Below are 23,067 nucleotides of genomic sequence, written 5' to 3'. Positions count from 1 at the left end.
ACACAAAAGGTAAACACTGAATGCTCAGTACGGCAATAGAACACACCAAATGTTTCTTAGAGGACTAGTTCAAACACTAGACATGATGTTCAATGTTTCCGACCCGATCATGCGAGCAGGCCCGCACTCCCCAAACTTTGTACAGACTGTTCACTTTTAGGAATCGATGTGCAATGATGTGAAGCAGATCACCGGCATACACACGCGAAGGACCAAAAATGAGTGCCTCCAACAAGCCCCTCTCCCTTCGGGAACGCAACCGTATGAGAACCCGCGGCGACATCCTGGACACCGCAGCTGAGCTGCTGAGTTCGGAGGGGTACGCCTCGACCGCCATCGAGGTCCTCAGCCAGATGGCGGGTATTTCGAGGGGCACCATTTATGCCCATTTCCCCGGCGGAAGGGACGAAATTGTCCGTGAAGTGTATGTGCGGGTCGCCGACGCAGTGTACGTACGAGGGATCAGCCTGCGGGATCCCCTGACGGACCCCGGCGCAAGAATCACGGCGCTGGCTACCGCGCTGGTAGAGGCGACAAAGGAGCCCAAGGGCCGGTTCTACGGGGTGATGGGACCGGACCTGGTGTCAGCACTATCGGACGTCATGGGATCGACTTCCCGGTCTTTTGAAGAGCTCATCGCGCGCGATCTGAAGGATGCCAAAGACAGCGGCAGTTTGCCTGAGGACGCGCCGACAGAGGCGTTGGCCGCAACGATAACCGGGGCAATCCGCGCTGCCGGGGCTGCTGCTGCACGTAAGCCGGAGGACGCCGAGCCGGCCGTCACGGCTATCCGGCTACTCATGGACGGACTTCTCGTACGAGCCACGGTCTGACTCACCGGGCAGAAAAAACCATCAACGGAGGAATTTGTGTCAAAACAACACTACGACGTCATCGTCATTGGATTGGGCCCCTGGGGTTCCTCAGCGGCATGGCACTTGGCGGCCCGCGGCAAGTCCGTGCTCGGCCTGGACAAGTTTGCACCACCACACATGCACGGTTCGCACGGAGGAGCCACCCGGCTGGCCCGGCAGTCCAGCAGCGCAGGAGCCCAGTACACCACCTTCACAAAGCGGACCTTTGAGTTATGGGACGAGTTGGCCGCGAAAACCGGGACCCGGCTGTTGGAACGTTCGGGAACTGTGTTCGTCGGTGAACCCGGATCGATGTGGTTCGACAAAACGGTGGCCTCCCTAAGCGCGTCCGATTTTGAGTACGATGCCCTTGACGCGTCGACGGCACGGAAGCGGTTCCCTTGGGCCACCATTGAAGACGACGAAGTCGCCGTATGGGAGCCAAACGGCACCGTTGCCCTCGTTCACCCCGCCATCAAGGCCCTGCAGTCGGAGGCTCGCCGGCTCGGCGCAACCCTGCGCACGGGAGAAGCGGTTCAAGGCTGGGATGAGAGCACTTCGGGCATCGTCGTGAGCACCGATCAGGGTAACTACTCGGCCGACAAGGTCGTCGTCACCGTGGGTGCCCGCGCCAACCATTTGATGCAACTGGATCTGCCCTACAAGGTCGACCGTCAGGTGCTGGCCAATTTCCGCCAGGACGGGCCACCGAAGCCGGCCATCTACTTCGCCAAGCCCCCAGGATCGGACGAGGCACCGGCTTACGGTTGCTCCGAGCCTAACGGTGAATGGAAGTTCTCTGTCCCCGGGAAGGGAAACTGGATCGACCCCGAGGACCTCAGTCAGGACCCCAGGCCCGGAGACCTCGAACGGATTCAGGAAGTCCTCAGCGCCAGGCTCCCGGACATCGACACCAACCCGGTATCGACCACCGTATGCATGTGGTCTGAGGTGAAGGACGGCCATTGGGTCATCGGTGGACACCCGGAGTCGTCCAATGTCGTCATCGGCGCCGGAGACATGGGCCGAGGGTTCCGCTATGCAGCGGTTGTTGGTGAAATGCTGTCTGATCATGTCGACGGCATTTCCCGCCCCGAAACAAACCTGTTCCTGCCTTCACGCTTCGCCACAGCAAAGGCGTAAACAGTGACACCGGCAGACGTCCTGACCGCACCGTTACAGAGCTTGTGGGAGCTCGTGAAACAGTGCGAACAGTGCAGCCAGGACAACCTCCGACCCCAACACAGTGCACCTGCATTCGAACATCGAAGGACATCCAATCCTAATGACCATCGTCCCTGATACCGAAATCACCAGCATTGAGGCGGTGCTTTCGACGAACCCCGACTGGGGTGGCTGTCACGTCACCGCACATTCCCTCTCCGGCGGCCAGGCCCATAAGAACTACCTCGTCGAGGACGGTTCCCGTCGTTGCGTCGTCAAGCTCTGGAACAACTACTGGGAAACAGTAGGAGTGCTGCCCGCCGCCCACGTGGTTCTGGAAAACACGAGAATTGCCGCCGAGATCGGCGTAGGCGCGCCCGTCATAACAGTCTCAAACGAACCCTTGGCGTTGGCCCTCGACTTTGTTCCGGGAGGCCACCCGAGGCTAAGGGACGACGATGACTCCGTCACCCGACTCGTCCCTGCCCTTCACCGGCTTCATCACTCCAGCCGCCGGTTCCTCAACGACATCAACCCCTTCAACCTGGCCCGGCAAAGGATGGAGGCCGCCAGAAGACAAGGTATCGAGCTGCCGCCCGGAACGTCAGCCATCCAGGCCCTGATGGACCGCCTGGAGACCGTCCTGGCCCTGGATCCTTCCCAGTTTGTTCCCTGCCATCTGGACATTTGGGATGCAAACATCATCGAGGACACCTCCTCGATGACCTACAAAATTATCGACTGGGACCTCGCCGGCAACTCGGACCCGTGCTACGAGATTGGATTTATTGCAGCGCAAAACGGATTCGGGAAAGACAAGGCACAGGCACTCTTCGAGGCCTACTTCGGCAACACTGACCCAGTAAAAATGGCCCGCGCCAGGCTCTTCATGGCGGTGGCTCATTGGTCCAACAGTGGACTGTGGATCACCGCAATGGGCAACGCTGCGCCCAACGACGACGCCGACTACGCAGGGGAACTGCGTACATGTTGGGAAGGGTTGATCTCTGAAATAACAGCCCCTGACTTCCCCGACTTAATAAAGGCAGCCGCAAAACCGGCAGCTCTCGTCTAACAAAACCCCGGCGCGCGCGTTAGCGCCTAACCAGGGCTGGCTCTACGCCAGTCAATACAACTACGCCCTTAAACAGGAAGAGATTTCGGAGCAAGAGATGAACGACATCACGCAGCAAGAAGCACACAAGATAGTTGAAACGGCACGAGAGGCAGCCCTGTCCTCGGAAACCCTGATGAACATTGCCGTTGTGGACGCCGGCGGAAACCTCAAGGCCTTCACCCGCATGGACGGTGCGTGGCTCGGCAGTATCGACATCGCCATCAAAAAGGCACGCACGGCGCGCTACTTCGACATGCCCACCGGAGAAATCGGCTCCATCTCGCAGCCCGGCGGACCGCTGTTCAACATCGAAGTATCCAATGGCGGCCTGATCACCTTTCCCGGAGGCATCCCACTGACCAAAGACGGGGTCACCATCGGCGCCATCGGTGTAAGCGGCAGCACCGTTGAAAACGACCACCTGGTCGCTACTGCCGGCGCCAACGCCCTCTAACCGGTTGCCGGGGCCGGCCATCGACCGTCCGACCCCGGCAACATCCACCGATTCATGTTCCGGACTTAGATCCGCACCAACGGCCAAGGACAGCAATGACACTCGAAACAGCCACAGAACCGGCGCCCGACGCGCTCCTTCAGGAAAGCCTCATTGACCGCCGCGAACGCACCATCGGGCGCCACTCCCCGCTGTTCTATGCCACTCCCCTGGAAATCGTGGCCGGCGAAGGCGTGTGGGTCCACGACAAAGCCGGCAATACCTACCTGGATGTCTACAACAACGTTCCCCACGTCGGACACTCCAGCCCTGTCGTCCGCGAAGCAATCACAGCCCAGCTGCAGACCGTCAACCTCCACACGAGGTACCTCAACTCCCGCGTCGTTGAGTACGCGGAAAAGCTGCTGGCGCTCTTTGATTCCCCGCTGGAGCGGGTGTTTTTCACCAACAGCGGATCAGAAGCAAACGAGCTCGCCCTGCGAATCGCACGGCAACACACCGGCAACACCGGCATCCTTATTTCGGACCACAGCTACCACGGCAACACAACCACGCTTGCCGAACTGACCACCGGTCTCCAGGTCAAAGAACCCCTCGGCGCCCACGTACGCGCCATTAGCATTCCTGACGCAGCAGGGCTGACACCGGCTAAACGAAAGCGCCTCCTCCAGGAAGCGCTGCGCGACGTCGACGCAGCCATCTCCTCGCTCCAGGCCGAAGGCTACGGAGTCTCAGCCATCCTGTATGATCCGTTGTTCTCAACCGAAGGACTCCTGCAGACACCCGACGGCTACATCGAGGCAGTCACCGAACGGGTCCATACCGCCGGCGGGCTGATCATCGCGGACGAGGTCCAGTCAGGTTTCGGACGGACCGGCAACCATATGTGGGGCCACCAGGCTTTCGGCACCACCCCTGATCTGGTGACACTTGGCAAGCCGATGGGCAACGGCCACCCGGTAGGTGGCGTCATCACCACGCAAGCACTGATGGAGGAATTCGGGGAAAACAACACCTACTTCAACACATTTGCTGGCAACCCTGTCTCGTCAGCAGCAGGCCTTGCTGTGCTGCAGGTCATGGAAGAGAACGGGCTTGTCGACAATGCACACCAGCTCGGCAGGTACATCGCTGACGAACTCGCAGCCCTCGCCAAGGGCAACCCCAGGATCAAGAGCGTACGCGGCCGGGGTCTGTTCTTTGGCCTGGAGATCGTCAATCCTGACGATTCGACGCCGGATCCTGCCGCCACCAGGGCACTCACCGAAGAGATGCGTTCCCGCGGCGTCCTCATTGGAAAGATCGGTCGCCACGAAAATGTCCTCAAAATGAGGCCACCGCTCATCTTCGAACTCAAACATGCCCAACACATGATCGAGCAGCTCCGCCTGGCACTGGAAACACTCGACGGCCCAACTGACCAACCCCAACGGTGACCATCCCGGATCCACCGGGGACCGCAACTAACCGCTCAATGAGGAGAAAGCCATGAACACCACGCCAGTCCTTACCCAGGACTCCGTTGCCACCCGAACCATCTTCAATCCCGCCACCGGGGAACCCGTTGGAGAAGCCCCGGTGCATACGGTCGCGGACCTGCAGCACGCCATCGACGTGGCAGTCGCCGCCCAGCCCGGCTGGGCCGCGCTCGGCCACGAGGCACGGTCCGCTGGACTGTTGAAGGCCGCCGACGCCATCGAAGCCCGCGCCGAAGAACTCGCCCAGCTGCTCTCCCGCGAGCAGGGCAAGCCGCTGAACGGCCCGAATGCCCGCTTCGAAGTCGGCGCCTGCGCGGCCTGGCTTCGCGCCGCCGCCGGGACACCGCTCGAAGCGGAAACCCTGGTCGATGACGGTGAAACACGCGCCGAACTGCACTACCGGCCCATCGGCGTCGTCGGGGCCATCGGGCCGTGGAACTGGCCCATGATGATCACCGTCTGGCAGGTCGCCCCCGCCCTGAGAATGGGCAACGCCGTAGTGGTCAAACCCTCCGAATACACCCCGCTCAGCGTGCTTGCCCTCGTCGAAACCATCAACGAAGCCCTGCCCGAAGGGCTCCTCACCGTGGTCTCCGGCGGACGCGATGTAGGCGAAGCTCTCGCCTCCCACCCCGCCATCGGCAAGATCATGTTCACCGGCTCCACCGCCACCGGCAAAGCGATCATCAAATCCTCCGCGGACACCGTCAAGCGGCTCACTCTGGAGCTCGGCGGTAACGACGCCGGCATCGTCCTGCCCGACGCCGACCCGAAGGCCATCGCCGAAGGCCTGTTCTGGGGCGCCTTCATCAACACCGGCCAAACCTGCGCTGCCCTGAAACGCCTTTACGTCCACGATGACATCTACGACGCCGTCTGCGACGAACTCACCAACGTGGCCAAGGGCATGCCCATGGGTAACGGCCTGGACGAAAACAACGTCCTCGGACCGCTGCAGAACAAGGCACAGTACGAGATCGTCGCGAACTTGGTCGAGGCCGCCAAGGCCTCCGGCGCCCGCGTCCTCCTCGGCGGAAACCCGGACACTGACCAGCCCGGCTACTTTTACCCCACCACGTTGGTCGCCGACGTCGACAACGACAACCCGCTCGTCGCCGAAGAACAATTCGGCCCCGCCCTGCCCATCATCCGCTACAGCACCATTGCCGAAGCAATCGAGAAAGCAAACGCCCTCGACGTCGGACTCGGCGCCTCCGTCTGGTCCTCAGACCTGGCAGCGGCCCGGGAAGTCGCGGCCCGCATCCAGGCAGGCACCGTATGGATCAACAAGCACGGCGCCGTCGACCCGCGCATCCCCTTCGGCGGAGCAAAGCAATCCGGCTACGGCCTCGAATTCGGCGTCGAAGGACTCAAACACCTCGGCGTGCCCCAAATCATCAACGGCTAAAACACGACTCGAGGGTGGGGCAGCGCCGAACAATGGCTGCCCCACCCTCAAAGGCCAAGGCTGGGGCCCGCTTCGTAGTTACAGCGACCGGTAGTGCCAAGCGATATTGCGGAGGATTCCATGAACCGCCACGCCCATGCAGTTGAAGTAGAGGACTGGTCCATGCTCCAGGCCGGCGACAGGGTAGCCGTCTCAGAAGACCTCTTCTACCAGGACGGGCTCCAAGTAGAAGAAACAGCAGCAGACATCGGCGTCATCTGGGTACGCAGAATCTCCAGTGGTGACCGCCAGCTTCTCAGCGTCGGGACCCACAGAATTTGGCATCTCGGCACCAGAGACATCTGATCCGCCCCGGTTCAACAGCAAGAACGCAAACGAAGGTACGCATTCATGGTTCATAAAGTCCAAGCAGTAGTGGTTAAGGAAAAGAACGCGCCGGTTTCGCTGGAGACCATACTGGTGCCGGATCCGGGTCCGGGTGAGGCGCTGGTGGACATCCTGACCTGCGGTGTCTGCCACACGGACCTGCATTACAAGCAGGGCGGCGTCGGCGATGACTTCCCGTACCTTCTGGGCCACGAGGCCACTGGTGTGGTCAGTGCTGTCGGCTCGGATGTAACGTCCGTGGCTCCCGGGGACCGGGTCATCCTGAACTGGCGTGCCGTGTGCGGCGAGTGCCGCGCGTGTGCCAAGGGCCAGCCGCAGTACTGCTTCAACACCCACAACGCCAAGCAGAAGACGACCCTCGAGGACGGCACGGAACTGTCTCCGGCTTTGGGCATCGGTGCCTTTGCCGAGAAGACCCTGGTGGCTGCCGGGCAGTGCACCAAAGTGGACCCCGAGGCGGACGCTGCCGCCGTCGGCCTGCTGGGTTGTGGCGTGATGGCCGGCATTGGCGCCGCGATCAACACCGGTGAAGTCAAGCGCGGCGAATCCGTGGCAGTGATCGGCTGCGGCGGCGTGGGCATCGCGGCGATCGCGGGTGCCAAGCTGGCGGGTGCGACGACGATCATCGCCGTGGACATCGACGCCAACAAGATCGAAATGGCCAAGTCCCTCGGCGCCACCCACGGAGTGGACTCCAGCAAGGAAGATCCCGTCGAAGCCATCCGGGCCCTCACCGGCGGCAACGGCGCCGACGTCGTGATTGAAGCGGTGGGCCGCCCCGAGACATACAAGCAGGCCTTCTACGCCCGCGACCTCGCCGGCCGCGTGGTGCTGGTGGGCGTTCCGACACCGGACATGAAGCTGGAGCTGCCGCTGCTGGATGTTTTTGGCCGCGGCGGTTCCCTGAAGTCCTCCTGGTACGGCGATTGCCTGCCCTCCCGCGATTTCCCCATGCTGGTGCAGCATTACAAGCTGGGCAACCTGGACCTGGACGCGTTCGTGACCGAACGCATCACCATCGACCAGGTGGAAGAGGCGTTCGCCAAGATGCACGAGGGCAAGGTGCTGCGTTCCGTGGTCGAAATCCACCCGTCCGCCGAAACCGTCACTGCCGCTGAGACTGCCCCGGAAGCGGCCGCCGTATGAGCGTGACCATCGAGAACCTTGTCACCTCGGGCACATTTTCGCTCGACGGCGGCACCTGGGACGTGGACAACAACGTCTGGATCGTTGGCAACGACGAGGAATGCGTCATCATCGATGCCCCACACGACGCCGCCGCGATCATCAACCAGGTCCGCAGCCGCAAGGTCAAAGCCATCCTGCTCACCCACGCGCACAACGACCACATCGGCGCCGCACGCGAGGTGGCAGAGGCACTGGGCGCACCGATCTACCTGAACTCCGAGGACCTGGTGTTGTGGGAGCAGGTCTACCCAGACGCCACACCGGACCAGTACCACTCAGACGGCGACGTCTTCCAGGTGGGCGGGTCAACCCTGCGTGCGATCAACACCCCGGGCCACTCGCCGGGATCCACCTGGTTCTACCTGGAAAGCGAGGGGACGGTCTTCACCGGGGACACGCTGTTCAACGGGGGCCCGGGCGCCACCGGGCGGTCCTACAGCGACTACCCCACCATCTTCGCCTCCATCAGGGGGAAGCTGCTGACCCTGCCGGCCGACACCGTGGTCCGCACCGGCCACGGCGAAGACACCACCATCGCGGCAGAGCAGGAAACGCTCAAGACATTGATGTAGAACCTGGACGTCGCTGCTGCTGCGGCAACGGTGGCCAATTTGTCAGGAGCTGTACCCGCCGAGGTCTTCGCCGAACGACAACGCCATCGTTCCGCTGCGCTTCAACGCGTCTACCACCACGGCCGGCTCGATGGCCTGCGCCCGCGTGGCCCACTCAGCCCCTTTCAGGTATGTAGAAAGTGCCGCGCGGCTGGGAAAGACGGCATCGACAACAAGCTGGAAGTCACCGGCGAGGACCGCGGCATACCGCACTGACGAAGAAGGAAGCATTTCCGCTTCCACACGGTCCAGTTCCGGAAACGGCACCTTGACCCACAGCAGAACCTCTACCGGCAAACCGAGCAGCGCAGGCTCGAAGACCGCACGGATGAACAATGTGCCCTCGCGCCGCATCCGCTCCACCCTGCGCTGGGCGGTCTGCACCGAGAGCCCAGTGATACGCGCCAGTTCCTCATAACTGGCGCGGCCATCGCGTTCCAGTACCCGGAGAATCTGCCGGTCCTCTTTGTCCAACTGCTCCACGTGCTCCAGGGCGGTGGGAGCCTCCGAGTACCGGGTTCCGCCCATCGCCTCAATCTCCGCCGGTGTCAGGACGCCGGGATTCCACTGATGCATGGTCCTGGGATAGCTGAGGACCGGATACGTGGCGGCCGACCTCACCCCCGGGATGCTCCCTATGTCCCGGATGAGCAGCTCTGCAAACTTGGAAGCAGGGCTGGAAAACTCCGCCGCACAGTCCGCCGAACCGGTGAGGATGTAGGTGTACAAGGTCTCCGGCCGTCGCGCGAGGGCCGCAGCGGCTATTCCTGCTGAGCCCGGATTGCAGGCAACCTTCAACACAAACTGTTCCAGATGCCTGAAGCGGCTCGGATTGGGCAACGCGCGTATCCGCACCCGCCCGTCCCGGAGGAGCTCGGAGCCCCTCCGCGCCACCGTCCGTTCGGCCTCCCCCAATGCTGCGGCCACTTTCGCCCACGAGGCGCGCCCGTCTACCTGGAGGGCGCCGACAATCCGTTGGTCCAGCTCATCCAGCACATCCATGTCCAGCCCCCTGTTACGACTTCTTTGTCACCTCCAACTCTAGACTTCCCGCCAGACTTTTGGCTGATTCTTCCACTTTTCCAGAAATCATTGTCGGAAACACGTGACGCAGCACACGATTGTTGACGAAGTCGATACCTAGTGAAGGAAAAGCAATGACAGGCACAGTCGCAATGACGCGTCAGGGAGCAGTTCGCGGGGTCACGAACGATGGCACCATCAGCTGGCGCGGGATCCGGTACGCCGCTCCCCCGACCGGACTCCTGCGGTGGCAGGCTCCCCAGCCACCAGAGCCCTGGGAGGGCATCCTTGACGCGGGCACGTTTCCAACGCGTGCCCCGCAGGTGCTCGCCGCCGAGCTCGTGCCGCCTGGCGGGGCAACGCCGTCGGACGATGACTCGCCCATGGGTGAGGACTGCCTCTTCCTCAACATCACCGCGCCGACGCAGCCGACAAACTCGCCCTGTCCGGTTCTGGTCTGGTTCCACGGCGGCGGATACACCTGGGGATCAGGAGCCAACTTCATCGGCGACGGGAGGGCCCTCGCCCTCGAAGGCACCATCGTTGTCACCATTAACTACCGGCTGGGAGCCCTCGGCTTCCTCAAGCTGGACCACCTCCTCGGAGAGCAGTACGCCTCGTCGGCAAACGCAGGGCTGCTGGACCAGATCGCTGCACTGAAATGGGTCCGGGACAACGTGGCCGCATTCGGAGGTGACCCCGCCCGCATCACCATCGCCGGTGTTTCCGCCGGCGCCAAAAGCGTCGCCAATCTGATGGCCGCGCCAATGGCCGACGGCCTGTTCCACCGCGGAATCATCCAAAGTGGCGGCGAGCACCTCAACACCCCCGCCACCGCAGAGCTAGTCACCGCCGCGCTGCTTCGCACCCTGGGCGTCGACCCGGAGGATGCGTCGGCGTTGCTGACAATGCCCGTTGAGGCAATCCTCGCCGCACAGCAGGAGATTGCCGCCGGCGTCAGGGCAACCTGGGTCTGGCGCCCAACCGTAGACGGACTCATTCTTCCCGAGGCCCCGGTCCACGCCTTCGCCAAGGGCCGCGCCAATGGGATCAACATCATGGCCGGCGTGACAGCCAGCGAGGCCGGAAGCTACGACCTCGCCGACCCGAGTGCATCGCAACAGTCACCACGCGTCCTACAGGAGATCTTCGGGGACAAAGCAGAACAAGTGCTGGACATTTACCGGAGCACCTTCCCAGAGGCGGACGAGCGCCGCCTCCACTGCGCCGTGCTTGCGGACGAACGGTACGGCATCCCCACCATTCGGCTGCTCGACAGCCAGTCCGAACACGCGTCCTGCTGGCGTTACCGCTTCGATGCTCCAAGCCCCGGCGCCCCCAAGGAGAAGTGGGGGTTCCATGGCGCCGACGTTCCCTTCGTCTGGGACATCGGACTCGAAGCGGCAGAACCGGCGTTACAGACTCTGGCATCAGGAATCCGGCAGGCATGGACAACCTTCATCCACCACGGAAAACCCGAAAGCCAGGATCTGTCCTTCTGGCCGGAATACCGGCAAACAGAACGCTGGACAATGTTGCTGGACACCACCTCTACAGTGGTAGCGGACCCCCGGCAGCAACAACGGCAGGCATGGGAAACGGCAAAATGGCAGCCCGACACCTGGTGGAAATTCCCCGCCCTGCACCCAACACACAACACCACCACTGACGAGTGAAAGAGTCCGTACAATGACGTACACCCACAACACAGCTTCCGAAGGCACTGGGGACCTGCCAACGACCCTTTACAAGAAGCTCGCCTGGCGGATTCTGCCCCTGGCCTCCATCTGTTACGCCGTGGCCATCATCGACCGGGTCAATATCGGCTTCGCAAAACTCGAAATGAGTGCCGACATTGGTCTCTCGGCCGCGGCCTACGGCCTTGGCGCCGGCATCTTCTTCCTCGCCTATATCTTCTTCGAAGTGCCCAGCAACATGATCCTCGAACGTGTTGGCGCAAAAGTGTGGATCGCCCGCATCATGGTCACCTGGGGCGTTGTCACCATCGCCACCGGGTTCGTTCAAAACACTGAACAGTTCTACATTGCCCGGATCTTCCTAGGCATTGCAGAGGCCGGCTTCTACCCAGGCATGGTCTACTTCCTGTCCCAGTGGTTCCCACGCAAACGCCTCGCCCAGGCCCTGGCACTGCTGGTCATCGCAGGACCCATAGGCAGCATGTTCGTCGGCCCCCTGTCCGGCTGGGTCATGTCCAGCCTGGGGGGACTCGCCGGTATCGCAGGCTGGCAATGGCTCTTCGTGATCCAGGGCATTCCGGCAGCCCTCCTTGGCATTATCTTCTTCTTTTCCGTCGCCAGCACACCGAAGGACGCCGCGTGGCTCACCAATGAGGAAAAGACCGCCATTGCGGCAAGCCTCGGCCCGGCCGGCGCGCGTGAGAAAGCAACAACGCAGTTCAAGAAGGCCATCACCAACAAGCGGGTCTGGCTCCTCGGCGTCATCCTGGCAGCCAACTACATAGGCATCTACGCCGTCGTCTTCTGGATACCAACCATCATCAAAAACACCGGCGTAACGGATGTAATGACGATCGGCTATCTGTCCTCCGTCCCGTTCGCAGTCGCTGTCGTGGCGACCATCGCCCTTGGCATCTACTGCGACCGCAGCCAGGCCCACCGGCGGGTACTGGTCACGGGCATGGTACTGGCCGCACTGGGACTGGTCGCCAGTGTGGCCACCGGCGATCAACTGGTCCCCACCCTCATCGGCATATCCCTCGCAAGTGCACTCTTCACCGCCACCGGCCCCATTATTTGGGCGGTCACCAACCTCCAGCTCAAGGGCATGACGGCGGCCGCCGCAGGCATCGCGTTGATCAACACCGTGGGCTCCATAGGGTCCTTCCTTGGCCCTTACGTCATGGGGCTCGGCCAGGACTGGACCGGCAATGTCATCGTTCCCCTCTTGTTCATCGCAGGCGTCGCGGTAGCCGGGGCACTGGCTGCCCTTGCAATCCCCCGCACCCCAACTAATCAGGAAAACATCGAAGAAGGGCATGACAGCGGCCTGAAACCGGCACCCCAAGGGAAAGCAGGAGCGGCGTCGTGAGCACCCTCTCCGAAACAGTCCGAACCGTGATGGCGGCCTACAACAACGGGGACCCGGAACCCCTGATCGCCACTTTCCACGACGACGTTCAATACAACATCGTCGATCTCGACAAGACATACCGAGGTCTGGAGGAAGTTAGCGCCTTGGCCCGCGAGGGGGCCGGACAAACCCGGTTTCACCTGCACGATGTCGCTTCGAGTGGGCCACTAATCGCCTTCACCTACGACCACCACAACCCTCTAGCCGGCATGAGCTACCAAGGCCCAGGACTGGCCGTCCAAAAGTACGATGACGACGGGCGACTACTCGCACAGTGGGCCTATCGGGCTTGAAAACCAACGCAAGGGACGACGGCGGGATTCCCGCCGTCGTCCCTTGTCGCACTGGCCGTTGTCATCGCAGCAGCCCGGAAGCTCGTAGGCCCGAGGATCTAGTGCTGTCAAGCTTTGTCAACACTACTCGCGCCTACAGGCCCTTGACCTGCGGAAACGTTGTGCCCGAGGTGGACTCGAACCGGGTTCCGGCCCTTGTGAACACTGGGAAGTCCCGGAAACATGCGGAATCCGGCCCGATGCGACCCCGGTACGGCCCAGTCCGAAGCCCAGAGTGTGCACATTGTGCACACGCCATATTCACCGCACCAAGGCTCCGGATCCCATTTGAAGGGATGCGGCGTTTGCTTGTTCTGACAAGTTCTCGGTGAAACATGTCCAGCAGACCCCACGACCGTAAAAGCGTTGGGGCGGTAGAGGCCGCGGTCACGGGTCGCAGTATCTGAACGGCCTGCACGACACCGCCTGATGGGGTGGGAAGGCCTTCGTCTCCGGTGGCCACCCCACAACCAGAGTCGAACACGCCGTCCGCACCGTAGTTTTTTGCGCTAGCCGTTGATCCAGCGCACCAGAGAACCATACGTGCCTGGACCCATCTTGCGGTCTGTTCCAGGTTTGAAAGGAAACGGCACCGAGATCAACGAGGCATTCTTGGAGTCCCGGCGAAGTAGCCGCCATCAGAGGGAGTGTTCCGAACCGCGGATGTTCCCCGAGTCATGACCCTGCTTGCAATCCTGTGCCGGTAACGGCAGGCAGCGCCCGCACCGGGACGCGCGTGCACCACTGGGTAGCGCGCTCGTAGGCATAAGCGATTGCAAGCACGGTGACGTCCGAGTGTTCGCGTCCCGTGATGTGCAGGCCCACAGGCTGCCCGTTGTCAAAGCCGCAAGGCACACTGACGCCGGGCATCCCGGTGAGGTTCGCAGCGGAAAGCATGCGCAGTGCAGCTGCCAAGGAGTCTTCGCCGGTGGAGCCGGTGAGTTCCGAGGACATCGCGGACGCAATCGGCGCAATCGCCGGCAGCGTGGGCGACACCAAGCACTCCACCCCCGCCCGGCCCATGGCTTCAGGTATAAACGACCGGAGATAGTTCCGGACCTGCCACGCCAGGTGAACATCGTCCCTGGATACCAGGGCGCCGGTTTCGAGCATGATGCGCGTGCCCGGTAGATACCGCCCGGCCGCACGCCCCAGACGCTCACGGTGGTGGCCAGCCGCCTCCGAGAGCGAAATCGCGACGCTCGCGTGCAGGGCCAGGTCCAGTTCGGGGAGCCGTAGCTCCACGATCTCCATCCCCAGCCCCGCGAGCAGGGACAGTGCGTCCTCGACGGCGGCCGTGACCCCGGGGCTCACGCCCCATTCAGACCACATCCGACGGTCAACACCGAGCCTTGCCGGAGCGGGCACGTCCCCAAGCCGGGCAGACACCGGCCCGCCAAGCCGGGCAAGCGCCTGCGGCTCCGCCATTCCATCCAGGAGTGCGGCGCAGTCTTCCACGCTCCGGGAGATCGGGCCCACATGGTCCATCGTGTGGCTGACATGCAGGACCCCGGTGGAAGGCACGACGCCGAAACTGGGCTTGAGGCCCACCAAGCCGTTGACGGACGCGGGGTTCCGGACCGAGCCCCCGGTGTCCGTGCCCAGAGCGCCGGGGATGCTTCCGACGGCGACGGCGACTCCCGATCCGACGCTGGAGCCGCCGGCATACCGACCGGGATCCCAGGGGTTGCGCGACGGCGGCCTCCCCTGCCCGAAGGCGAACTCATGGGTTTGAAGCTTGCCGAGGATGACGGCGCCGCTGGCCCGTAGTCGATGGACGACGCCGGCGTCGTCCATCGCGATGTTCCCGTGCAGGCTCTCGGAGCCGCCTTCGCTCGGCATCCTGCGGACGTCGATGACGTCCTTCACCCCCAGGGGAATGCCGTGAAGGGCACCGCTGAACTGACCTCTGGCGGCCTGCCGGTCGGCCAGCCGGGCCGCTTCGCGGGCCCCGTCCTCGTCCACGAAAGCCCAAGCGTGGGCATAGTCCTCGGTATCGCGCAGCCGCTCCAGGACCGAGCCGAGCAGTTCGACCGCAGACAGCTCCTGCCGGCGGAGGCTGCCGGCGGCCTCGGCGATGCCGAGCTCCCATGGTTCGCTCACGGTTTCACCTCTGCGCGCGTCAGCCGCTCGAATGACACCTTCAGTTCAGCCATCCCGGCGCGGAAGTCCGCATACGCTGCCTCCAGCGCCGGCAGATCCTCCCGGGAGATCTCATCGCCCACCAGCTCACGGATGACCACCAGCTGTTCACTGCTCAAGGCCGCCCCAGGGCCCACCACTTGGTTCATCGGTGGGCCTCCGGAGTGAGCTGCTTATCCCGGACCACGCAGATGCCATCCACCAGGACGGTCCGCACATCGCGGAAGTCATCCATGCGGGCCACCACCACGTCCGCCACGCGGCCGGCTTCAAGCCTTCCGCTGCCCGGGGCGATGCCCGGGATGAGGTCGGCAACCGCGGAGCTTGCCATAGCGACGGCGCCGGCCAGGGAGCGGTGCCCAGCTGCGGCGATGTCCTGGACGGCGGTGATCAGCTCGTCGTGGTCGCCGTTGTGCCCGTAGTCCGTACCGATGACCGAAATGAGGTCCGGTTCCCGCAGCAGTAGGTCCCAGTGTTCGCGCGTGGTGACGGTGTGTTTGCGGTGCAATAGGTCGAACACGGAGGCCTCCGCGGGCCAGCCCATTTTCCGGCCCAGGACGGCCAGCTGCTGGGCTTCGTCGGGGGTGTGGGATGGGTGGTTGGCATGGGCGGCAATGACCGTGGCCCCGCTGCCGTCGAGCTCCAGCATGAGCTCCCGCAGGACGCCGGCGGTGGCCGACGCGCTGTGCACGATGGCCGGCACGCCAAACTTCGCCCCCGTACGAACGCCTTCCCGGATCCCCTCGATAGCCGGGACGAAGGAGGGCATCACGGAGTCCGTAACGAGCTTTGCCAGCTGCGTGGCGGTGAAGGCCTCCGCGAGTCCGGCCTCCGCGGCCGCCTCCGCAAGAGCAACAACGTTGAGCGCGCCGGCATCGATGAACCGACCCAGCACGGCCTCCTTGATGCGTCGCGCCTGGCCGATGGTGATGCGGACGCCGGAAGCCCTGTGGATGGCCGCGGGAATGTATACAAGGTCCTGGCCCCCGCCACCAAGCGTTTGGCCTCCGCCCAGCTCTCCGATGGCGACAGCACCGTCGTCGAGCATCCGCTCAACGGTGAGTTCACGGGCCTCAACCGTCAGCCCTTGGCCGTCGGCCAGGGCCGCTGCCTGCAGGCAGCGCGGCAGGTGTGTGGTGGCGCCGCGTACATGCACGGCATGCCTGCGGTCGGCTTGGCGCACATCGTCCATGGAGGCAAAACCGCAGAGACTCAGGACGGTGGTGGTTCCGGCCAGGAGGTGCCTGTCCAGGTTGCCCATCCACCGCTCCGCGGACAGTGCCGGGGCGGCACTGGGGAACAGGGCACCGGGGGTCACGCCGTGGGTGTGGCTGTTGATGAGGCCCGGCATCACCACGCAGCCCCGGGCATCAATGACCTCGCCGTCGAACGGCCGGTCCGCGTCCCAGCGGCCTAGGACGTCCGCAATGCGGCCGTCGCGGATGACCACTGCACCGCCCTCAATGACGGTGTCCCCGGAGCCCGTTACAACGGTGCCTCCGTGAATGAGCGTAGACATTCGCTCCCCTCTCGGCTATTTTCATCATATCGAAGTTTGCTTCACTATAACCGCAACGCTGCGGTGTCGGAACCCCGGAGGGAAATACAGATGGCACTTCCGCAGACGCAAAGGGACTTTCTGGGATATGGCGAAACTCCGCCCGATTTCCGCTGGCCGGGAGATGCCCGTGTGGCCGTTTCACTGGTCATCAATGTTGAGGAAGGTGCCGAGCGGAGCATCCCCCGCGGCGATGCCGCCAATGATCTGGGGGCGCACTGGATTCCGGCCCGCGCCTCGGCCACGCGGAACCTGACCCTGGAATCGGCCTTCGAATACGGCTCCCGTGCAGGCATGTGGCGGGTGCTGCGGATGCTGCGGAAACACGAGGTCAGGGCTACCGCCTTCTGCTGCGCCGTGGCCCTGCAGCTCAACCCGGAGATCGCCGCGGCGCTGGTCCGCGACGGCCACGAGATTGCCGATCACGGCCACCAGTGGGACACGCATACAGAGCTCGACGCCGACGTCGAGGAACGACTCATCCTCGCCTCCCTCGACGCGATCGAGGCCAGCACCGGCCAGTCCCCCACCAGCTGGTACTCGAGGGACGGGCTCAAGCCGGGCACCCGCAAGGTGCTCGCCGGGAGCGGATTCGCCTACGAGTCCAACAGCTTCAATGACGACCTGCCGCATTGGGGCTCCGGTCTGGACAATCCCAGGCTCCCGGTGCTGCCCTATGCGGGAGACACCAACGATTCCGGGCTGTTCAGGCAGTTCCCCACCGCAGCATCGTTCGGCAACCACCTCATCGCAGCGCTGGAACTGCAGCTCGACGACCCCCGCGGCGGCCCCTCCGTGATGAGCGTGGGGCTGCACCCCCGCCTCATCGGACGTCCGGCGTACGCCGCCGCCCTCGACCGTTTCCTCGCGCATGCCCACGGCAAGCCCGTCTGGTTCGCCACACGCGAAGAGATTGTGAACGCCTGGAAGCGCACGACGGCGGAGCGAACGACGGCGGACGGGTCACCGGCGTGGTAGTGGCGCTGCAGCCGTCGGGCTAGTGCGCTGCGAGCAGCGCACCCCACCCGGGGATCGGGCGTGAATCGCCCGCCAGGTGAAGCAGGTGCCACAATGTGGCGATGGCGCTGTCCACGACGGGGATGCCGAACTCCTGCTCGAAAGCCTCCACCAGGTAGCCCGAGCGCAGGTTGGTGCCGACGCACACCACCGCGTCGAGGCCGTCCACAAAGGCCGGGCGCATGATGGCACCGATGGCGGCAGCGTCCAAACGGGCGATCTCCGGGTTGCTCATGACAGCCTCCGGAACCGAAACTGCGCGCACGTCGAAGCCGTGGCCGGAGTACTCGCGCTGGATCCCGGCAGCGATGGATTCGGGGCCCGGAAAGACGAGACCGATCCGGCTCGCAGACAGCGCATGGAGGGCCTCGACGACGGCCACGGAGGCGGTGGTCGCGGGCGCGCTGCTCACCGCCTTGAGCTCGGCACAGAGAGCCCGGTCGCCGGCAATCCCCGTCCATGAACCCGAGGTTCCGTGGAACGCGATGGCCTGCAAATCGGCGTCGTTCAGCAAGGCAGGAGCGTCGCCCAGAACGCCCAGGTCCACCGTGTCATCAAGGCTCGGAGGCAGGCGGAAGCGGCTGTAGTGGACCCCTAGGTCCGGCTGTCCGGCAAGGATCGACGCCGTGAGTGTCTCCGCGTTCGAGTTGCTCGAGGGGACAAGGATTCCCAGCCGCGTCCCCGGCCCGGGAACGCCCACGCTAGTGTGCCTTGCCGAGGGAGGGCGGCGTGGAGATGGCGAGCATCACCGCGGCCGAATTCGTGTGGTTGCTCCACCAGTGCGGCAGGGAGGCGTCGTAGGTCAGGCTGTCGCCGGCTTCCAGCACAAAGTCTTGTCCGCCAATGGTTGCCACCAGCGTGCCGGCCTGGAGGATGACGCATTCCTCGCCCTCGTGGGAGTGCGGAACATGGGCGCCGTCGAAATTGGCCGGAATGGTCATGCTGATGACCCCCAGCTTGCGCTCCGAGTCGGGAACGATCAGCTCCATGATGATGCCCTGCGAGGGGATTTCGATGCGGCGCCGGTCAGCTTTGCGGACCAGCATGTGGTCCTGGCCCTCGTTGGGATCCGTGAACATGCTGGACAACGGCAGTTCCAGGGAGTTTGCCAGGCGCAGGAGGGTGGCAAAGGACGGGTTGCCGATCCCGCGCTCGATCTGGCTGATAAGACCGGCGCTGACACCGGCACGTTCGGCGAGCTCCTCCACCGTGAACCGGCCGAGGCGCTGATGCTTGATCATCGTGCCGAGATGGGCGATCCAGAAGTCGCGTTCCAGGGAACCGGTTGCTTCGCTATTGGCTGTTTCCGCGGCTTCCACAACGACTCCTTCATTAGTCCTTGGTTTTGCGTCAGTATATCGAAGATGATTTCGCGTGGAGGGTTTCTTGTCGACCCTGGATTCGACGGGCGCTACACACCTGCCGGTGGCGCTCATGCGGCCCTCAGATCGGCGTAGCCGGTGAGCATGGAGGCGAGCTCCTTTTCCCAGTACACCGCGCAGCGGTCTGCTCCGCGGTCGAAGACACTGGGCGCGGCGGCCATCCCGGGCGCGGGAAGTCCGATGCTGCAGCCAGCGCCTGCGAGCACGTCTACAACCCGCTGGATGGCCTCCTGCAAGGCTTCCGGCCGCCCCTCCCCGTGGCGGAGCAGGTCGGCAGCAAGATCCGTGGGACCCACCCAGCCCCCGCCAAACGCATCGCTGCCGACGAATTCCTTGACACGTTCCACGGCTTCCACCGTCTCGAACAACACCGAGATCACGGGAGCCAAGGAGTAGTCCCTGCCGTAGGCCGAGGCCGGTGTCACCTGCCTCGGCCTCGATCCCTCCGGAGCGTAGTGCGTGGCCTCGTAGGCGCGTTCCAGCTCGTCCACTGTCCGGAGCTGCGGGAGGACGATCTCCGCCACCCCGGTGTTGGCGAAGGCCACCAGCGTGTTCGTGGCCAGGTCCGGCACCCGCACCGCCACCTTCACTCCGGAGCCGGCCAGCCGCTGCACCACATCGGCGCACTGCTGGACAGTGATCCCGGTCTGCTCGGCGTCGAGGACCAGGAAGTCCACGGTGGCGTGGGCGAGGAGGGCCAGCAGGGTCGGTGTGGGATCGGCAGTGATGATGCCGACGCTGCGCTCAAGCGGTGCGGCTGGTTCCTGGGGCATGGGAGGTTCCTCCTGGAGGTGTTGGCGCGAGGTGGCGGCGCGGAAGGGACAGCGGCTGGTGCTGGTGAGGCGGTTACTCGTCCGGGACGAACTGCCAGTCCGCGGGCTTGCTGACGCCCACAATGAGTTCCACATCATCTTCGCCGTCGTTGGTGAGTCCATGGCTGGTTCCGCGGGGGATGTAGATGCCATCGCCGGGTTTAGCCCGGTAGTCCGTGCCGCCGAGGTGGACCATGGGTGTTCCGCTTAGGACCACGTAGAACTCCGAGGCGTCCGGGTGGTGGTGGCACAGGTGGTGCTGGCCGGGCAGGATCTTTCCCCAGCTGACGCACAGGTCATCCGAACCGCTGAGGTCCCGGGAGATGAGCGTGCTCACCAGGCCCTGGTCCCGCTGCCCGTTGAGCCCGATCTTGTCCAATGCCGTGAAGCCCTGCTCGTGGACGTTGTGGACCAGGCGGGCGATGTCCACCGCGGCCGTCCCTGCCTCTCCTGCGGGCGTCATGCCGCACCTTCCAAGGCGGCTTCGGTCTTGGCCGGCACGGGCGGGTGTGCCATCCACCAGCGTGCGATCTCCTCGCGGGTGGCAAACCACACCCCCTGCTGGGACAGAGCGTATTCGAGGAAGCGGCGCACGCCGTGGGCCACGCTGGGCCGGCCGCCGATCCTCAGGTGCAGCCCCACGGACATCATCTTGGGCACGGTCTTGCCTTCGATAAGAAGGCAGTCGAGCGAGTCTTTCAGGACGTTGAAGAAGTCCTCGCCCGTGCCCAGGCTGCCGTTGCCCCAGAAGCGGGCGTCGTTTGTGTCGCCCGAATACGGAATCACGAGGTGACGGTGCGGGCCGGCGTCTACATAGTACGGAAGGTCGTCGGCGTAGGAATTCGAGTCGTACAGCACGCCTTCCTCGGCCAGGATGGTGCGGGTGTTCTCCGTAATCCCCTCGCGGACGTACCAGCCCACGGGCCGCACTCCGGAGACGGCCTCGACGGCGGCCAGGGACTTGCGGATCTCCTGCCGTTCCTCGTCCGGTTCCATCCCGACGGTTCCGCGCCATTTGTAGCCGTGGGCGCAGATCTCGTGGCCGTCCCGCACCATGGCCAGGGCGGCGTCCGGGTTCCGTTCAAGGGCGGCGCCGCAGGCCATGACGGTTGCCTGGACGTTGTACTCGCGTAGCATCCCGAGGTAGCGCCAGATGCCCACGCGGCTGCCGTACTCGAAGAAGGACTCCTTCATGAGGCTGCGCCGTGTGGGGTCGGCGGACCAGCCGCCGAAGATCGAGACGTCCTCGTCCCGCTCGTCGCCGGCTTCGATGGAGCTCTCGGCTCCTTCCTCGTAGTTCAGCACCATGGAGACAGCAACCCTTGCGCCGTGCGGCCAGGTGACAACCGGAGGGTTCTCCCCGTATCCAATCAGATCGCGCATTGGCTTCTCCTTGCTTGTTCATTAACTTGATAAGACTTCACTTCAGAGCGCCTGCCCTTCGTAGACCTTCCGGTGGGCGGCCAGTGACGTCCTGAGCATGCTGTCGACGTCGTCGATCACGTTTCCGTGGGCGGGCCCGATCATCAGGGCCGGATAGGACTCCAGGGTGTCCTCGATGGCCTGGAACGCCGTGCCGACGTCGACAAATTTGGTCCAGTAGAGCGCGCGTCCGGTGCCGTAGGCGGCCTGTTCCACCGAGGGCGGTTCAGGCATTTCGCTGGAGAGCAGGCGGCACTGTCCCGGCAGGTGCACCGGTTCGTCGTCGTCCTCCGGCCCCGGAATGTCGTGGATGTAGGAGAAGCCGTCGGAGACGAACATGATCCGTGCACCTGCGTCGTAGCCCCAGAGCGTGTTCTCCAGGTCCCGGATGTACGCCGGGAAGAAGCGGAACTCCCTGTCCCCGAGGTCCAGCGACTCGCCCGCGGCCCTGGCTTGCAGCCGCTCCCGATGCTCCGGGAAGTGGAGGGCGTAGTCGCGGACATCGCCCACCACCACAGCGGAGGGGTACGTGGCCAGCAGTGCCGGGAGATTGCCCGCGTGCGGGATCTCCGGGTGCGTCGGGAAAATGTAGTCAAGCGTCCGCCCGCCCAGTGCACGGTCCAGCTGCGCCAGCACCGTCTCCCGGTGTGCCGGATCGCCTGTATCCACCAGGATCGACGCTTCGGAGCCGATCACCAGGTAAGAGGAGACGTGATAGTGGACTTCCTGGCCTTCGGCGCTGGCCGAAAGGCAGCCACCCAGCCAGTGGACGCCGTCGGCGAGGACTCGGCCGGTACTGAGGTCGGGACTCATTGGATGCCCACCTTCCTGATGGCCTCGGCCAACGCCGTGGCCTCTGCCGCACATTCGCCTTCGCCGGCAAAGGGTTCCCCGTAGCCGGGTCCGATGGCCTTCACCCGGCGTTCGCGGATGATCTCTTCGACGTCTTGCGCAATGCCGCGCGTATCGGCCTCGGCAAACCACTGGAACTTCTGCAGGCCGGCCGTCGCGTTTGGGCTGCCGTAGGAACCGTGCGTGAAGGCATCCGAGGTCAGGAGCGCCCCGGACACGGTATCGAAGATCCACAGCGTCGGCAGGAGCCGCATCAGCGGCGACACGAACTCCAGCGTCATCCCGTCCATGACCTCCACCTCAAGCGAGGTCCCCGGGTTGACCATGATGCGCCGAGGAGTCGCCGAACTCCTCGGAACCGTGATTCCGCCCGTGTACCAGACGGATTCGACGTCGAACCGCGCCTCGATGGCGGGAAGGTTCAGGCAGCATTCCATCTCCGTCCGTGTAAGGACGACGGCGAGCCGTTCCCCCGGCTCGAGCAGGTATTCCAGCTGGCGGATGATCTCCCCCTCGTGGAGCCGGATGCCGGTGTCCACGAGCACCGAGCCGGCGCTTCCCTTGATGAGGTAGCAATTGACGGGCTGGGTGGTGCGGATGCCGGGCGGGCACCAGCTGACCTGCCCGTCCAGGGCGATGTCCGCCCCAAGGCGATGGATGCGGTCTCCGATGAGGCTGTGGACGCCGTTGACGGCGGGCGCTGCCTGGGCTGTATGCGGATTCAACGACTTCTCCTCTCTCGTTTCCGAATGGGC

24 protein-coding genes are annotated in these 23,067 nt (G+C 64.0%); 13 read left to right on the top strand and 11 right to left on the bottom strand.

The window, feature by feature from the left end; genetic code table 11:
• Positions 1 to 218 precede the first annotated feature (218 nt).
• The 9 genes from JOE41_RS19900 (at position 219) to JOE41_RS19860 (ending at position 8,622) form a co-directional block, all read left to right on the top strand.
• Positions 219 to 833, top strand: coding sequence for a TetR/AcrR family transcriptional regulator (locus JOE41_RS19900; RefSeq protein ID WP_209753354.1), 615 nt, complete (start codon positions 219 to 221; stop codon positions 831 to 833).
• Between the two features lie 36 nt (positions 834 to 869).
• Positions 870 to 1,997 (top strand): N-methyl-L-tryptophan oxidase, encoded by a 1,128-nt coding sequence (solA, locus tag JOE41_RS19895; RefSeq protein ID WP_209753353.1) that lies wholly within the window; start codon positions 870 to 872, stop codon positions 1,995 to 1,997.
• A gap of 142 nt (positions 1,998 to 2,139) precedes the next feature.
• The gene (locus JOE41_RS19890; RefSeq protein ID WP_209753352.1) at positions 2,140 to 3,093 is read left to right on the top strand and encodes a phosphotransferase; all 954 of its coding nucleotides are present in this window, start codon (positions 2,140 to 2,142) and stop codon (positions 3,091 to 3,093) included.
• A 97-nt stretch (positions 3,094 to 3,190) separates the two neighbouring features.
• On the top strand, positions 3,191 to 3,589 hold the full coding sequence (locus JOE41_RS19885; protein ID WP_209753351.1) for a heme-binding protein: 399 nt from the start codon (positions 3,191 to 3,193) through the stop codon (positions 3,587 to 3,589).
• A gap of 95 nt (positions 3,590 to 3,684) precedes the next feature.
• The gene (locus JOE41_RS19880; protein ID WP_209753350.1) at positions 3,685 to 5,025 is read left to right on the top strand and encodes an aspartate aminotransferase family protein; all 1,341 of its coding nucleotides are present in this window, start codon (positions 3,685 to 3,687) and stop codon (positions 5,023 to 5,025) included.
• A gap of 52 nt (positions 5,026 to 5,077) precedes the next feature.
• Positions 5,078 to 6,475 (top strand): aldehyde dehydrogenase family protein, encoded by a 1,398-nt coding sequence (locus JOE41_RS19875; RefSeq protein WP_209753349.1) that lies wholly within the window; start codon positions 5,078 to 5,080, stop codon positions 6,473 to 6,475.
• Positions 6,476 to 6,595: 120 nt separating this feature from the next.
• Positions 6,596 to 6,820 (top strand): hypothetical protein, encoded by a 225-nt coding sequence (locus JOE41_RS19870; RefSeq protein WP_209753348.1) that lies wholly within the window; start codon positions 6,596 to 6,598, stop codon positions 6,818 to 6,820.
• Positions 6,821 to 6,865: 45 nt separating this feature from the next.
• The gene (locus JOE41_RS19865; RefSeq protein WP_209753347.1) at positions 6,866 to 8,008 is read left to right on the top strand and encodes an S-(hydroxymethyl)mycothiol dehydrogenase; all 1,143 of its coding nucleotides are present in this window, start codon (positions 6,866 to 6,868) and stop codon (positions 8,006 to 8,008) included.
• Entirely contained in the window at positions 8,005 to 8,622 is a 618-nt protein-coding gene (locus JOE41_RS19860; protein WP_209753346.1) for an MBL fold metallo-hydrolase, read from the top strand. The genes JOE41_RS19865 and JOE41_RS19860 overlap by 4 nt, the downstream gene beginning before the upstream one ends.
• 42 nt (positions 8,623 to 8,664) lie before the next feature.
• On the opposite strand, the gene JOE41_RS19855 is transcribed toward JOE41_RS19860, so the two are convergent.
• Positions 8,665 to 9,663 (bottom strand): Lrp/AsnC family transcriptional regulator, encoded by a 999-nt coding sequence (locus JOE41_RS19855; RefSeq protein ID WP_209753345.1) that lies wholly within the window; start codon positions 9,661 to 9,663, stop codon positions 8,665 to 8,667.
• A 155-nt stretch (positions 9,664 to 9,818) separates the two neighbouring features.
• Between JOE41_RS19855 and JOE41_RS19850 the strand changes: the two genes are divergently transcribed.
• From JOE41_RS19850 to JOE41_RS19840, 3 genes are read left to right on the top strand one after another with little or no spacing between them, the layout of a single operon-like run.
• Positions 9,819 to 11,360, top strand: a complete 1,542-nt coding sequence (locus tag JOE41_RS19850; RefSeq protein WP_209753344.1) for a carboxylesterase/lipase family protein — start codon at positions 9,819 to 9,821, stop codon at positions 11,358 to 11,360.
• Between the two features lie 13 nt (positions 11,361 to 11,373).
• The gene (locus JOE41_RS19845; protein WP_209753343.1) at positions 11,374 to 12,753 is read left to right on the top strand and encodes an MFS transporter; all 1,380 of its coding nucleotides are present in this window, start codon (positions 11,374 to 11,376) and stop codon (positions 12,751 to 12,753) included.
• Complete coding sequence (locus JOE41_RS19840) at positions 12,750 to 13,088, top strand: nuclear transport factor 2 family protein (RefSeq protein ID WP_209753342.1); 339 nt, start codon at positions 12,750 to 12,752, stop codon at positions 13,086 to 13,088. The genes JOE41_RS19845 and JOE41_RS19840 overlap by 4 nt, the downstream gene beginning before the upstream one ends.
• A 714-nt stretch (positions 13,089 to 13,802) precedes the next feature.
• Here the strand turns inward: JOE41_RS19840 and JOE41_RS19835 are convergent.
• Genes JOE41_RS19835 through JOE41_RS19825 form a run of 3 tightly spaced genes read right to left on the bottom strand, consistent with a single transcriptional unit; the run spans position 13,803 to position 16,788 of the window.
• Entirely contained in the window at positions 13,803 to 15,230 is a 1,428-nt protein-coding gene (locus tag JOE41_RS19835) for an amidase (protein WP_209753341.1), read from the bottom strand.
• The gene (locus JOE41_RS19830) at positions 15,227 to 15,388 is read right to left on the bottom strand and encodes a hypothetical protein (RefSeq protein ID WP_209753340.1); all 162 of its coding nucleotides are present in this window, start codon (positions 15,386 to 15,388) and stop codon (positions 15,227 to 15,229) included. The genes JOE41_RS19835 and JOE41_RS19830 overlap by 4 nt, the downstream gene beginning before the upstream one ends.
• 26 nt (positions 15,389 to 15,414) lie before the next feature.
• Positions 15,415 to 16,788: an amidohydrolase family protein gene (locus JOE41_RS19825; RefSeq protein WP_209753339.1), complete on the bottom strand. Its 1,374-nt coding sequence runs from the start codon at positions 16,786 to 16,788 to the stop codon at positions 15,415 to 15,417.
• A 90-nt stretch (positions 16,789 to 16,878) separates the two neighbouring features.
• On the opposite strand from JOE41_RS19825, the gene JOE41_RS19820 reads away from it, so the two are divergent.
• Positions 16,879 to 17,805 carry a polysaccharide deacetylase family protein gene (locus tag JOE41_RS19820; protein ID WP_209753338.1) on the top strand — a complete coding sequence of 309 codons (927 nt, stop codon included), beginning with the start codon at positions 16,879 to 16,881 and terminating at the stop codon, positions 17,803 to 17,805.
• 19 nt (positions 17,806 to 17,824) lie between these two features.
• On the opposite strand, the gene JOE41_RS19815 is transcribed toward JOE41_RS19820, so the two are convergent.
• From JOE41_RS19815 to JOE41_RS19785, 7 genes are all read right to left on the bottom strand, one after another.
• Positions 17,825 to 18,544: an aspartate/glutamate racemase family protein gene (locus JOE41_RS19815; protein ID WP_209753337.1), complete on the bottom strand. Its 720-nt coding sequence runs from the start codon at positions 18,542 to 18,544 to the stop codon at positions 17,825 to 17,827.
• A 1-nt stretch (position 18,545) separates the two neighbouring features.
• Complete coding sequence (locus JOE41_RS19810) at positions 18,546 to 19,163, bottom strand: cupin domain-containing protein (RefSeq protein ID WP_160144480.1); 618 nt, start codon at positions 19,161 to 19,163, stop codon at positions 18,546 to 18,548.
• 113 nt (positions 19,164 to 19,276) lie between these two features.
• Positions 19,277 to 19,999, bottom strand: coding sequence for an aldolase/citrate lyase family protein (locus tag JOE41_RS19805; RefSeq protein WP_209753335.1), 723 nt, complete (start codon positions 19,997 to 19,999; stop codon positions 19,277 to 19,279).
• A gap of 73 nt (positions 20,000 to 20,072) precedes the next feature.
• Positions 20,073 to 20,501, bottom strand: a complete 429-nt coding sequence (locus JOE41_RS19800) for a cupin domain-containing protein (RefSeq protein ID WP_209753334.1) — start codon at positions 20,499 to 20,501, stop codon at positions 20,073 to 20,075.
• Positions 20,498 to 21,421 (bottom strand): polysaccharide deacetylase family protein, encoded by a 924-nt coding sequence (locus JOE41_RS19795; protein ID WP_209753333.1) that lies wholly within the window; start codon positions 21,419 to 21,421, stop codon positions 20,498 to 20,500. The genes JOE41_RS19800 and JOE41_RS19795 overlap by 4 nt, the downstream gene beginning before the upstream one ends.
• Positions 21,422 to 21,463: 42 nt before the next feature.
• Positions 21,464 to 22,273, bottom strand: coding sequence for an MBL fold metallo-hydrolase (locus JOE41_RS19790; RefSeq protein WP_209753332.1), 810 nt, complete (start codon positions 22,271 to 22,273; stop codon positions 21,464 to 21,466).
• Positions 22,270 to 23,037, bottom strand: coding sequence for a hypothetical protein (locus JOE41_RS19785; protein ID WP_209753331.1), 768 nt, complete (start codon positions 23,035 to 23,037; stop codon positions 22,270 to 22,272). The genes JOE41_RS19790 and JOE41_RS19785 overlap by 4 nt, the downstream gene beginning before the upstream one ends.
• Positions 23,038 to 23,067: the final 30 nt, after the last annotated feature.

Source organism: Arthrobacter sp. PvP103 (genome assembly GCF_017833075.1).
In the GTDB taxonomy this organism is placed as follows: domain Bacteria; phylum Actinomycetota; class Actinomycetes; order Actinomycetales; family Micrococcaceae; genus Arthrobacter.
The sequence above is the reverse complement of the archived record's forward strand: the minus strand, read 5'-3'. Positions and strand labels throughout refer to the sequence as shown.

Bases quoted from the DNA above. Each gene is read 5' to 3' on its own strand.
- JOE41_RS19900 (WP_209753354.1), top strand. From the start codon at position 219: ATGAGTGCCTCCAACAAGCCCCTCTCCCTTCGGGAACGCAACCGTATG.
- JOE41_RS19890 (WP_209753352.1), top strand. From the start codon at position 2,140: ATGACCATCGTCCCTGATACCGAAATCACCAGCATTGAGGCGGTGCTT.
- JOE41_RS19885 (WP_209753351.1), top strand. From the start codon at position 3,191: ATGAACGACATCACGCAGCAAGAAGCACACAAGATAGTTGAAACGGCA.
- JOE41_RS19880 (WP_209753350.1), top strand. From the start codon at position 3,685: ATGACACTCGAAACAGCCACAGAACCGGCGCCCGACGCGCTCCTTCAG.
- JOE41_RS19875 (WP_209753349.1), top strand. From the start codon at position 5,078: ATGAACACCACGCCAGTCCTTACCCAGGACTCCGTTGCCACCCGAACC.
- JOE41_RS19870 (WP_209753348.1), top strand. From the start codon at position 6,596: ATGAACCGCCACGCCCATGCAGTTGAAGTAGAGGACTGGTCCATGCTC.
- JOE41_RS19865 (WP_209753347.1), top strand. From the start codon at position 6,866: ATGGTTCATAAAGTCCAAGCAGTAGTGGTTAAGGAAAAGAACGCGCCG.
- JOE41_RS19860 (WP_209753346.1), top strand. From the start codon at position 8,005: ATGAGCGTGACCATCGAGAACCTTGTCACCTCGGGCACATTTTCGCTC.
- JOE41_RS19855 (WP_209753345.1), bottom strand. From the start codon at position 9,663: ATGGATGTGCTGGATGAGCTGGACCAACGGATTGTCGGCGCCCTCCAG.
- JOE41_RS19850 (WP_209753344.1), top strand. From the start codon at position 9,819: ATGACAGGCACAGTCGCAATGACGCGTCAGGGAGCAGTTCGCGGGGTC.
- JOE41_RS19845 (WP_209753343.1), top strand. From the start codon at position 11,374: ATGACGTACACCCACAACACAGCTTCCGAAGGCACTGGGGACCTGCCA.
- JOE41_RS19825 (WP_209753339.1), bottom strand. From the start codon at position 16,788: ATGTCTACGCTCATTCACGGAGGCACCGTTGTAACGGGCTCCGGGGAC.
- JOE41_RS19820 (WP_209753338.1), top strand. From the start codon at position 16,879: ATGGCACTTCCGCAGACGCAAAGGGACTTTCTGGGATATGGCGAAACT.
- JOE41_RS19805 (WP_209753335.1), bottom strand. From the start codon at position 19,999: ATGCCCCAGGAACCAGCCGCACCGCTTGAGCGCAGCGTCGGCATCATC.
- JOE41_RS19800 (WP_209753334.1), bottom strand. From the start codon at position 20,501: ATGACGCCCGCAGGAGAGGCAGGGACGGCCGCGGTGGACATCGCCCGC.
- JOE41_RS19795 (WP_209753333.1), bottom strand. From the start codon at position 21,421: ATGCGCGATCTGATTGGATACGGGGAGAACCCTCCGGTTGTCACCTGG.
- JOE41_RS19790 (WP_209753332.1), bottom strand. From the start codon at position 22,273: ATGAGTCCCGACCTCAGTACCGGCCGAGTCCTCGCCGACGGCGTCCAC.